The organism is Thalassotalea crassostreae, from assembly GCF_001831495.1.
Lineage (GTDB): Bacteria > Pseudomonadota > Gammaproteobacteria > Enterobacterales > Alteromonadaceae > Thalassotalea_A > Thalassotalea_A crassostreae.
The window spans coordinates 2,393,751-2,404,093 of the sequence record NZ_CP017689.1 but is presented as its reverse complement, the minus strand read 5'-3'; the positions used below and the strand labels follow the sequence as shown (position 1 = coordinate 2,404,093).

Below are 10,343 nucleotides of genomic sequence, written 5' to 3'. Positions count from 1 at the left end.
TAGGTAAATTATTTATGTCACTCAATTTTTTAGATTTTGAGCAACCAATTGCAGAATTAGAAGCAAAAATTGAAGAACTTCAATTGGTTAACCAGGGACAAGATTTAGATCTTGATCTGGAAGCTGAAATTGCACAGCTCCGTAGTAAGAGCGAAGAACTTACTAAGAAAGTATTTTCTGATTTAGAACCATGGCAAGTAACTCGTATTGCTCGTCACCCAGGTCGCCCTTATACGCAAGATTATATCGATCGTATTTTTACTGATTTTAACGAGTTAGCGGGTGATCGCGCCTACGCCAACGATGAAGCTATTATCGGTGGTACTGCTCGTTTAGATGGTAGACCAGTAATGGTAATTGGCCATCAGAAAGGTCGTGGTACAGCAGAGAAAGTTCGTCGTAACTTCGCTATGCCTCGTCCAGAAGGTTACCGTAAAGCATTACGTTTAATGGAAATGGCTGAACGTTTTAACATGCCAATCGTTACTTTTATTGATACTCCGGGTGCTTATCCTGGTATCGGTGCTGAAGAACGTGGTCAGTCAGAAGCTATCGCTCGTAACTTAAAAGTTATGGCTCGTTTAACGGTACCAATTGTATGTACTGTTATCGGTGAAGGTGGTTCTGGTGGCGCATTAGCAATCGGAGTTGGCGACAAAGTTAACATGTTGGAATATTCTACTTACTCAGTAATTTCTCCAGAAGGTTGTGCATCAATCCTTTGGAAGACAGCTGAGAAAGCGTCATTAGCTGCAGAAGCAATGGGTGTAACAGCGCCACGTATTTTAGAGCTTGAACTAATTGATAATATCATTGGTGAACCTCTAGGTGGGGCACATCGTGATTTCGATATTATGGCGAACAACCTTAAACAAGCGATTAAAGCAGATATTTCTGCCGTTGAAGGTAAAGATAAAGAAGCGTTAATTGAAGCGCGTTACCAGAAATTAATGAATTACGGTTACTGTTAATCAGTAATTGGAGATTTTATAAAAGGAAGCTTAGGCTTCCTTTTTTGTTTTTTAACTCAGTGTTTTGATTTCAAAAAACTTACACTCAAGCCGGTGATATGCTAAATTTAGCCTATGAACGAATTATCAAATTCTGTTTATCAACAGATACTTAGATTCATTAATCGACCAGAAATTGCTAACAAACCGTTAGTGGTTGCACTTAGCGGTGGCGTAGATTCTATGGTGTTATTGTCTTTAGTGGCAAGCTTAAAGAGCAATGCTGAACTAACCGCGGGGGTTACTGCGGTTCATGTCCATCACGGTTTGAGCGCGAATGCCGATCAATGGTTGTCGTTTTGCCAACAGCAATGTGAAGACTTTGATATTGAATTTAAATCAAAAGCAGTCACTGTTAAAAAATCCAATCGTCAATCTTTAGAGGCGGTTGCTCGTGATGCACGTTATCAAGCGTTTAGCGAGCTGACTGAAGCTGATTCTGTGATTTTGACAGGACATCACCAAGATGATCAAACTGAAACCTTTTTATTAGCATTAAAACGTGGCTCTGGTGTCAATGGACTTGCTGCGATGTCATCGGTTAGAGATTTTACCGAACAAAGATTATTAGCAAGACCCTTGTTAAATATTGCTCGCGCTGAGATTGAACAGTTCGCCGCCGACAATAATTTAGCTTGGGTTGAAGACGAGTCAAATTTAGATACCAGTTTCGACCGTAATTTTTTACGTCAATCAATCATTCCACAACTGCGCGAACGTTGGCCTAGTATTGAACACAGCGTCAATCGTAGTGCCTCGCATTGCCTGCAAGCTCAGCAATTATTAGAGCAATATGCAGAGCAAGATTTATCATCCGCATTAGTTGCTAGCAATATCATTGATATTAGTAAATTAGAACACTTATCAAAGCCTCAATTGGTTAATACTCTGCGCCTATTTGTAAAAAACAATAATCAATTAATGCCATCTCAAGTACAACTTGAACAGGTTATCGAGCAGTGTTTTACCGTATCGTCAGCAATGGTAAATGACAGCAAAATTAGTAACAATGCCCACATTAATATCGGTGATTATAGTTTTAGGCGTCATAAACAACAGTTACATCTTACTGAGAATTTCGCTGATATTAGTGAATTTACTAGTCATCTGGATGTTCAAACTAATTCCATTGATCTTAATCAAGTTAAAAAGATTCATTTGCCTGATAATCTTGGCGTATTGCAATTTCTGTTGTCAAATAATTCAAAACAAGTTGTTAATAATCAGTCGTTTAAAATCTTCACTGATGATTTACAAAAGATTGAAATTAAGTTTACTCACGATAATCCTAAGTGTTTACCTGAGTTTCGACAGCAACGCAGACCATTAAAAAAAGTACTGCAAGAACTTGCTGTGCCAAGCTGGCAGAGGCAACGATTACCGTTGGTATTTATTAACGGAGAATTAGCGGCAGTGCTGCCTTTATTTGTATGTAAACCGTATTTGGCTAATACTAAAAGCCATGAACAATGCCTTCTTATTGAATGGCAAACCAACTCTGAGAGGAATTAATGAGTAATTCATTGTTTAAAAAGCTGCAAGCGACAAGCTTAGTAAATCAAATAATCGTCGGTATTATACTTGGTTGTATTGTTGCCGTAGTTGCTCCTGAAACTGCCAAGTCATTATCGATCCTTGGTGGTCTATTTGTTGAGGCGTTAAAAGCGGTAGCACCAATATTGGTTTTTGTTTTGGTTGTGTCGTCAATTGCCAATCAAAAAGTCGACGGTGAAGCAAATTTAAAACCGATTGTTGGATTATATTTACTTGGTACTCTAAGTGCTGCACTCGTTGCGGTATTTATGAGTTTTACTTTCCCAACAACATTATCTCTAGATTTAGCAGGAGTTGAAGCGAGCCCACCACAAGGTTTGCAAGAGGTTTTATCTACTCTAATTTATAAAGTGGTAGATAACCCAATCAATGCGATTGCCACCGGTAATTTCATCGGTATCTTAGCTTGGGGCTTAGGCTTAGGTTTTGCTCTTAAGCATGTCAATGCGTCAACGAAAACTATGGTTCATGATGTTGCCGATGGCATTTCAGCTATCGTACGCGTCGTTATTCGTTTTGCTCCATTTGGTATTTTTGGCTTGGTAGCAAACACTGTTGCCACAACAGGTTTTTCTGCATTGCAAGTATACGGTGAGTTATTATTTGTATTACTTGGTTCGATGTTAATTATCGCTCTTATCGTAAACCCTATTATTGTTTACGTGATAACCCGTAAAAATCCTTATCCATTAATTTTTATTTGTTTAAGAGGTTCAGGTATCACAGCCTTTTTCACTCGCAGTTCAGCGGCGAATATTCCTGTAAATATGCGCTTATGTAAGCAATTAGATTTACACGAAGATACCTATTCAGTCTCTATACCATTAGGGGCGACAATTAATATGGCTGGCGCAGCTATCACTATTACCGTATTGACGCTCGCGGCATGTAACACGCTAGGCATTAACGTTGATTTTGGTACTGCGGTATTACTGAGTGTTATTGCCTCTATTTCTGCTTGTGGTGCCTCTGGTGTTGCTGGTGGTTCATTATTATTAATACCGTTAGCTTGTAGCTTATTTGGCATCGACAACGATGTAGCTATGCAAGTTATTGCAATCGGTTTCGTCATCAGTGTGGTACAAGATTCGGCAGAAACGGCGTTGAATAGCTCTACCGACGTGGTATTTACGGCAGCGGCATCTCACCATATCAGCAAAAACTTATAGTGTGATTAGGCACTAAAAAATGATTAATTAAGTTATCCACGTAAGTTGTGGATAACTTTGTTAATTAACTTGTAACAGAATTACCTCTCCCTTTAAAATCAAATACTGTGCTGCGTTGTTTGTTTTCTGAACACTAAAATTAAGTGACTTTTAATTGAACTTTTATTGTTTATTTAAACAACAATAACGCCGAATTCTGGATAATCGTTCAACATATTTAAATGGCATTACAAAGTGATTGTTTTGTGCTATTCTTGCCGCCAATTTTTTGTCAAAAAGACTCTGCCTCTTTTATCTGAACAGAGCGTGTAAATAAACGTTTTTAAAGCGTAATACTGAAGACATATTAATACATATACATAGCTTGGGAGCTAACAGTTTGGGAATTTTGAAACACAGTCACATGTTAATCGCAATGATCAGCGTTGCTTTATTTACTTTGCGCTTTGCGTTGTTAATGACCAAGTCTGATAAGCGAGATGCGCGTTGGTTAAAAATAGCGCCCCATGTGATAGATACAATTTTGTTTGTACTTGGTATTTACATGATGGTTAAGCTGTCGTTATACCCAGGAAGTGTTTCTTGGATGACTGAAAAATTATTAGCAGTCGTTGCTTATATTTATACTGGTTATTACACATTGAAAGTAGCTCGAAATAATACTATGCGAGTTATTGGTTACTTAGGTTCAATGGGCTGGGTTATTTTGATTGCCCGTATAGCGATGACCAAAGAGAACTTTTTATTATAGTTGCGTTTTACGTGACTTTGCAGTCCTAGTTGCATCGACTGTGTTGATACAACTAGAGGAAATAAGATTTAAATGAAAGATTTATTACTCAGTGAATTGAACTCTGACCACATCAATCTAGTGCAGGCTGTATTGTGGATCGAGCAGTCGATATTCGCTGAGGCAAACTCAGACATGATACAAACGATGAAAGATGTAGATGCTTTTATTTGCCATTTTCAAGAAGAGATTGATGGTTGTGATGATCCTCTTGAACGAGCAGAGAAACTGTTAGAAGAAGTGTTTATCGGACAAGTTTTTGCCGAGTCTTATCGTCAGCAGTGGTCAACAAAAAGTCATCAGTTGTCTTATAGCATGGCATACCGAACAATTGCGCCAATGCTTAAGAATATTCTTATGTTACATATCTTTAGGGCTTGTGGATTTCAAATTGAAGCGGTTTATGTTCCCGATGAAGTTATGCTAAGAATTATTTGTGATCAAGAGTATGCGATTGTTTTTAATAGTATTGATGGCGTACCAATTAACTGGCTAGAACTAGATATGCGCCTAAGTAATATGGAACAAGATGATCAGCATATTGGTTTAGAAGCGCTGAGCGACAAGCATTTGATTAAACAATACTTAGTATCATTGAAAACTGCTTTGATTAAAGAACAACAATTTGACTTAGCACTTAACTGTGTTGAGCTAATTTTGGCCCTTACTCCAGATGACCCTTTTCATCGTCGAGATCGCGGTTTTTTGCTACAACAGCTTGATTGCTTTAAAGTAGCATTCGATGACTACAAATATTTTATCGAACGTTGCCCTGAAAATGAGCAAGCTAAGCTATTGCAAATACAGCTTGAGATGTTTAATGAAAGAGTCAATGTATTGCACTAGTAAGTCTTATCGTGCCATTGCTGAGGGTAATGTTTAGCTGCAAGACAATAAGTTCGATCCAAAGCATTCAAACAAAAGTACTTAAAATAAAAAAATAAGCTCTCGACCAAGAAGGGCAATTAAATCAATTATGGAGAACACATGGATTCGCATGCTTTAATTACCAATGATGCTTCAGTCTTAGGTCTATTGGCAATAATACTCGGTTTAGTGTTTTATACCGCTAATAGTTCAAACCCACAATGGAAACGTTTCTACGCAGTAGTACCTGCGGTATTACTGTGCTACTTCTTACCATCATTATTAAATACGTTTGGCGTAATTAGTGGCAAAGAGTCTAACCTCTACTTTGTAGCTTCACGCTACCTTCTTCCAACCTGTTTAGTGTTACTTACTATTAGCGTCGATTTAAAAGCGATTGCTGGTTTAGGTACTAAGGCATTAGTAATGTTCCTGACCGGTACTTTGGGCATTATTATCGGTGGTCCAATAGCTTTGTTATTAGTATCTAGTGTAAGCCCTGGGCTATTAGGCGTTGAGGGGCCAGAAGCGGTATGGCGTGGTCTAACTACTGTTGCTGGTAGTTGGATTGGCGGCGGTGCGAACCAAGCTGCAATGAAAGAAATCTATGGTGTTGGTGATAGTATATTCTCAGCAATGATAACGGTAGATATTATTGTCGCCAATATTTGGATGGCAGTGCTGTTAGTCATGGCTTCAAAAGCTAAGCAAATTGATGAAAAAGCAGGAGCTGATACTGCGGCAATTACCCGCTTACAAGAGAAGGTAGAGCAGTTTCAAGCTGAACATTCTCGTAATCCAGCATTGCATGACCTAATGGTTATCTTAGCTGTTGGTTTTGGTGTTACTGGTTTCGCCCATATGTTTGCTGATACCATCACGCCATTTATGGTTGAAAACTTTCCAACGCTCGACCGTTTAAGTTTTCACAGTAAGTTTTTCTGGATGATTGTCTTTACCACGGTAGTTGGTATTGCACTGTCATTCACTCGACTGCGCAAGCTTGAAGGCGTAGGTGCCTCGAAGGTTGGCTCGGCGATGTTATACATCTTAATTGCCTCAATTGGTATGAAGATGGATGTGACTATGATTGCTGATGCACCTATCTATTTTGTAATCGGTATGGTTTGGATGATAATCCATGCTTCATTAATGTTATTTGTTGCTAAACTAATTAAAGCGCCTTTATTTTACATGGCGGTAGGTTCACAGGCTAACGTTGGCGGTGCAGCATCCGCTCCAATTGTTGCTAGTGCATTTCATCCGTCATTAGCACCAGTGGGCGTATTGTTAGCTGTTTTAGGTTATACCGTAGGTACTTTTGCAGCTTGGTTTTGTGGACAAATACTGCAAGCAATTTAATAATTTAGTGACTGTTTTACTAAATGAACAGTCACCGTTTAGCTGTTAAGAGCTATATTACAATCAATGATTTAGAAAACTAAACCATTAAGGATATTTATGAGTTTACAAACTATCGATTTTGCCAATGTTAGTGTTGCTAACGACAAGCCGTTTGTGCTTTTTGGTGGTATGAATGTACTTGAGTCACGGGATTTAGCAATGAAAATAGCTGAACACTATGTTGAAGTGACAACCAAACTTGGTATTCCTTACGTGTTCAAGGCGTCTTTTGATAAAGCGAATCGCTCGTCTGTATCATCATACCGTGGCCCTGGTATGGAAAAAGGCTTACGAATTTTTGAAGAAATTAAATCTACCTTCAATATCCCAGTCATCACCGATGTCCATGAAACACATCAAGCGGCCCCGGTTGCAGAAGTTGTTGATGTGATTCAGTTACCTGCATTCCTAGCTCGTCAAACCGATTTAGTTGTTGCTATGGCGAAGACCAATGCAGTGGTTAATGTTAAAAAACCGCAGTTTTTAGCAGCCCATGAAATGCGTCATATCATCAATAAATTTGGTGAAGCGGGCAATGACAAAGTAATACTTTGTGAGCGTGGTAGTTGTTACGGTTATAATAACCTAGTGGTTGATATGTTGGCGATGGATGAAATGACTAATATGGCACCTGTTATCTTTGATGCCACTCATGCTCTACAAAAACCTGGTGGTCGAAGTGATTCAGCTGATGGTCGACGAGCACAAGCAGCACAGCTTGCTCGTTCTGGTATGGCTTTAGGGATTGCCGGGTTGTTTATTGAAGCTCATCCTAATCCAGATGAAGCAAAATGTGATGGACCATGTGCATTACCATTACATGCGCTTGAAGGCTATTTAACACAAATGAAAGCAATTGATGATCTTGTTAAATCGTTCGAGCCATTGGTAACTGGCTAATTTCGAGTGTTGAAAAACAACTAAAAATACTTTGAAAAAGTGCATCAAAAAGGCCGCTAAAATAAAGCGGCCTTCTTTATTTGAATTTGTTTCGCTTTAAGATTAATCAGCGATTAACTCTTGGTACTCTTCGTCAGAAGCTAATTCTTCTTCAACTTCTAATTCTTGCTGTTCGATATTTAATTGCGTCATTGCGACAACGTCAGCGTTGTGCTCTTGACGCATTTCTTCATGCATCATTTCTAAAGATGCTTCTACTTCAATAGCAGCCATACGGATTTGTTGAGCTTCTGCTTGAGTTACGCTGTCATCAGCGTGTGCATTAACTGCGAAAAATGGTAATACGATTGCTGCCGCGATTGCTACGATGTTGTTAGTTGTCTTGGTCATGGGTAAGCCCTCTTAATTAATATGGTGCTATTAAACCAGTGCAACATCTAATTAACAAGTAATGGATTGTATACCTTTGTAATGTTTTGTTATCGCCTAAGCGGTTGGGTATAAGTTGTTGATTTTAATGGAAATGAATGATGAAATGTTTGTGTCATAAAATACTTAACTAATCGAACTGGATTTTAATTGTGTTGTAACATCCTGTTAATAATTAGGATTGTATTAATTTGAAAAGTTAATTACTGTTGAGACTGTAGATTAGAGGTTTCGCCATATCTTAATATCTGCATTTTATTAGAACATTTGTGGGTGTTTTCTTTTTAGTAAATTTTTATATGCTGTGAGGGAATAGTGAAGAAATCATTTTGGATTCCATTTTCGTTATGCTTTTCGTATTACCTACTTTGGTGCATATATAAAGCCACGGGTATTCACTGGACGGCTAGTTTAAATATTCCTGGATTTGTGATGTTGATGTTGTCTTATCCTTGGATGGAGTTAACTTTAATTCAACCGGTTATACAATTTCTGGATGAAACAATTGGTTTTTATCCTAGAGCACTACTATTAGGTGCGGTCATAAGTGCTGGTTTTGGAATTAACACTTATTTATTCGTTCTATTTTCAAAGTGGTGTTGGCGAAAAAAAATATAACAAATCATTCAAGCGTGACTAAAACCAGTTTGCACGGTTTCGCTTCGCTACATATTTTAGCAAACTATCTTTTTGCCTCTAATGGGGCGTTAACAGTAAGGAAACTATGCCGTGCAAATACGACCATACAAAGATTTAGATTTACAGTCTGTTTTAGATTCGTGGGAACTCGCAACTCGTTTAGCCCACGAATTTATGACTGATGATTTCATCGCTCAAGAGCGAAAAAATGTCGCCGAAATCTATTTACCGAATACGGACACATGGGTCGCAGAAATTGATGGCGAAGTACAAGGTTTTATCGCGCTTATGGGAAACGAAGTTGGCGCTATATTTCTTCAACCGAAGTGTCATGGCAAAGGTATCGGCAAAGCCCTTATGGATAAAGCACAAGAATTACATGGTGATTTGGAAGTAGAAGTGTTCAAAGCAAATTCGATCGGTCGCGCTTTTTATTCTAAATATGGTTTTGAGCTATCAGAGGAAAAATACCACGAACCTACGAAGCAGAAAGTTTTGCGCCTGAAATTTACTGCTGTCGAGTAAATAAATCAAAGTAGCGCATGTTGCAATATTTATTAAGGCATAAAGCACTCAAGGAAGTTAAATGAATTTAAATCAAGTTACATTACCTGTTAATGATATGGAAAAGTCTACTAAGTTTTATCGAACATTAGGGTTTACTCAAATTGTCGATACACCTCATTATGCCCGTTTTGAATGTCCAGAAGGGGACTCAACCTTTTCCTTATCGTTAGAAAATCCTGAACTTGTATGCGGTACAGTTATCTATTTTGAACACGAGAAACTAGATCAGTGGGTGCATAATTTAAAAATCAAAGGCGTTAAGTTTGACCAAGAGCCAATGGACCAAAGTTATTTATGGCGAGAAGCTATTCTATATGACCCTTCGGGTAATAAAATAAAGCTCTATTGGGCAGGGGAAAATAGAATTAACCCACCTTGGCGTGTAGAAATTTATTCTTAACAAATAAAGTTACGAATGTTTGTGGCTTGCTCAGTTTCGCGGTGCTACCAAGTATAGCTAGCGCTAATCATCCTTTTGAAAAGACGGTAGATAAAAAGCCCTCAATGAGTAAACTAATTTCAGAGTTAAATAAACAAAAAAGACCGCTAAATAGCGGTCTTTTCATTTGAATGTGATTTATGAGTAGATTAATCAGCGATTAATTCTTGGTACTCTTCGTCAGAAGCTAATTCTTCTTCAACTTCTAATTCTTGCTGTTCGATATTTAATTGCGTCATTGCGACAACGTCAGCGTTGTGCTCTTGACGCATTTCTTCATGCATCATTTCTAAAGATGCTTCTACTTCAATAGCAGCCATACGGATTTGTTGAGCTTCTGCTTGAGTTACGCTGTCATCAGCGTGTGCATTAACTGCGAAAAATGGTAATACGATTGCTGCCGCGATTGCTACGATGTTGTTAGTTGTCTTGGTCATGGGTAAGCCCTCTTAATTAATATGGTGTTATTAAACCAGTGCAACATCTAATTAACAAGTAATGGATTGTATACCTTTGTAATGTTTTGTTATCGCAATTTTGATAGCTATTTAAACGACCATTATTTATAATTTATC

11 protein-coding genes are annotated in these 10,343 nt (G+C 38.2%); 9 read left to right on the top strand and 2 right to left on the bottom strand.

Annotation, left to right across the window (positions count from 1 at the left end; translation table 11 throughout):
- The first annotated feature begins 14 nt into the window (after nucleotides 1–14).
- From accA to kdsA, 7 genes are all read left to right on the top strand, one after another.
- Nucleotides 15–971 carry an acetyl-CoA carboxylase carboxyl transferase subunit alpha gene (gene accA, locus LT090_RS10280; protein WP_068547083.1) on the top strand — a complete coding sequence of 319 codons (957 nt, stop codon included), beginning with the start codon at nucleotides 15–17 and terminating at the stop codon, nucleotides 969–971.
- A gap of 114 nt (nucleotides 972–1,085) precedes the next feature.
- Nucleotides 1,086–2,522 (top strand): tRNA lysidine(34) synthetase TilS, encoded by a 1,437-nt coding sequence (tilS, locus tag LT090_RS10275; RefSeq protein WP_068547082.1) that lies wholly within the window; start codon nucleotides 1,086–1,088, stop codon nucleotides 2,520–2,522.
- Nucleotides 2,522–3,733: a serine/threonine transporter SstT gene (sstT, locus tag LT090_RS10270; RefSeq protein WP_068547081.1), complete on the top strand. Its 1,212-nt coding sequence runs from the start codon at nucleotides 2,522–2,524 to the stop codon at nucleotides 3,731–3,733. The genes tilS and sstT overlap by 1 nt, the downstream gene beginning before the upstream one ends.
- A gap of 379 nt (nucleotides 3,734–4,112) precedes the next feature.
- Nucleotides 4,113–4,484: a SirB2 family protein gene (locus LT090_RS10265; protein WP_226996462.1), complete on the top strand. Its 372-nt coding sequence runs from the start codon at nucleotides 4,113–4,115 to the stop codon at nucleotides 4,482–4,484.
- Between the two features lie 72 nt (nucleotides 4,485–4,556).
- Nucleotides 4,557–5,369 (top strand): SirB1 family protein, encoded by an 813-nt coding sequence (locus tag LT090_RS10260; protein ID WP_068547079.1) that lies wholly within the window; start codon nucleotides 4,557–4,559, stop codon nucleotides 5,367–5,369.
- Between the two features lie 141 nt (nucleotides 5,370–5,510).
- Complete coding sequence (locus LT090_RS10255; RefSeq protein WP_068547078.1) at nucleotides 5,511–6,752, top strand: DUF819 family protein; 1,242 nt, start codon at nucleotides 5,511–5,513, stop codon at nucleotides 6,750–6,752.
- A gap of 99 nt (nucleotides 6,753–6,851) precedes the next feature.
- Complete coding sequence (kdsA, locus tag LT090_RS10250; RefSeq protein WP_068547077.1) at nucleotides 6,852–7,694, top strand: 3-deoxy-8-phosphooctulonate synthase; 843 nt, start codon at nucleotides 6,852–6,854, stop codon at nucleotides 7,692–7,694.
- Between the two features lie 102 nt (nucleotides 7,695–7,796).
- On the opposite strand, the gene LT090_RS10245 is transcribed toward kdsA, so the two are convergent.
- Nucleotides 7,797–8,084: a hypothetical protein gene (locus tag LT090_RS10245; RefSeq protein WP_070795946.1), complete on the bottom strand. Its 288-nt coding sequence runs from the start codon at nucleotides 8,082–8,084 to the stop codon at nucleotides 7,797–7,799.
- 768 nt (nucleotides 8,085–8,852) lie between these two features.
- On the opposite strand from LT090_RS10245, the gene LT090_RS10235 reads away from it, so the two are divergent.
- Nucleotides 8,853–9,287: a GNAT family N-acetyltransferase gene (locus LT090_RS10235; RefSeq protein ID WP_068547908.1), complete on the top strand. Its 435-nt coding sequence runs from the start codon at nucleotides 8,853–8,855 to the stop codon at nucleotides 9,285–9,287.
- Nucleotides 9,288–9,348: 61 nt separating this feature from the next.
- Nucleotides 9,349–9,729, top strand: a complete 381-nt coding sequence (locus LT090_RS10230; RefSeq protein WP_068547909.1) for a VOC family protein — start codon at nucleotides 9,349–9,351, stop codon at nucleotides 9,727–9,729.
- Between the two features lie 188 nt (nucleotides 9,730–9,917).
- Here LT090_RS10230 and LT090_RS10225 read toward each other — a convergent pair whose 3' ends face one another.
- A complete protein-coding gene (locus tag LT090_RS10225) occupies nucleotides 9,918–10,205 on the bottom strand; it encodes a hypothetical protein (RefSeq protein ID WP_070795946.1) in 288 nt (95 codons plus the stop codon).
- Nucleotides 10,206–10,343: the final 138 nt, after the last annotated feature.

Bases quoted from the DNA above. Each gene is read 5' to 3' on its own strand.
- accA (WP_068547083.1), top strand. From the start codon at position 15: ATGTCACTCAATTTTTTAGATTTTGAGCAACCAATTGCAGAATTAGAA.
- tilS (WP_068547082.1), top strand. From the start codon at position 1,086: ATGAACGAATTATCAAATTCTGTTTATCAACAGATACTTAGATTCATT.
- sstT (WP_068547081.1), top strand. From the start codon at position 2,522: ATGAGTAATTCATTGTTTAAAAAGCTGCAAGCGACAAGCTTAGTAAAT.
- LT090_RS10260 (WP_068547079.1), top strand. From the start codon at position 4,557: ATGAAAGATTTATTACTCAGTGAATTGAACTCTGACCACATCAATCTA.
- LT090_RS10255 (WP_068547078.1), top strand. From the start codon at position 5,511: ATGGATTCGCATGCTTTAATTACCAATGATGCTTCAGTCTTAGGTCTA.
- kdsA (WP_068547077.1), top strand. From the start codon at position 6,852: ATGAGTTTACAAACTATCGATTTTGCCAATGTTAGTGTTGCTAACGAC.
- LT090_RS10245 (WP_070795946.1), bottom strand. From the start codon at position 8,084: ATGACCAAGACAACTAACAACATCGTAGCAATCGCGGCAGCAATCGTA.
- LT090_RS10230 (WP_068547909.1), top strand. From the start codon at position 9,349: ATGAATTTAAATCAAGTTACATTACCTGTTAATGATATGGAAAAGTCT.
- LT090_RS10225 (WP_070795946.1), bottom strand. From the start codon at position 10,205: ATGACCAAGACAACTAACAACATCGTAGCAATCGCGGCAGCAATCGTA.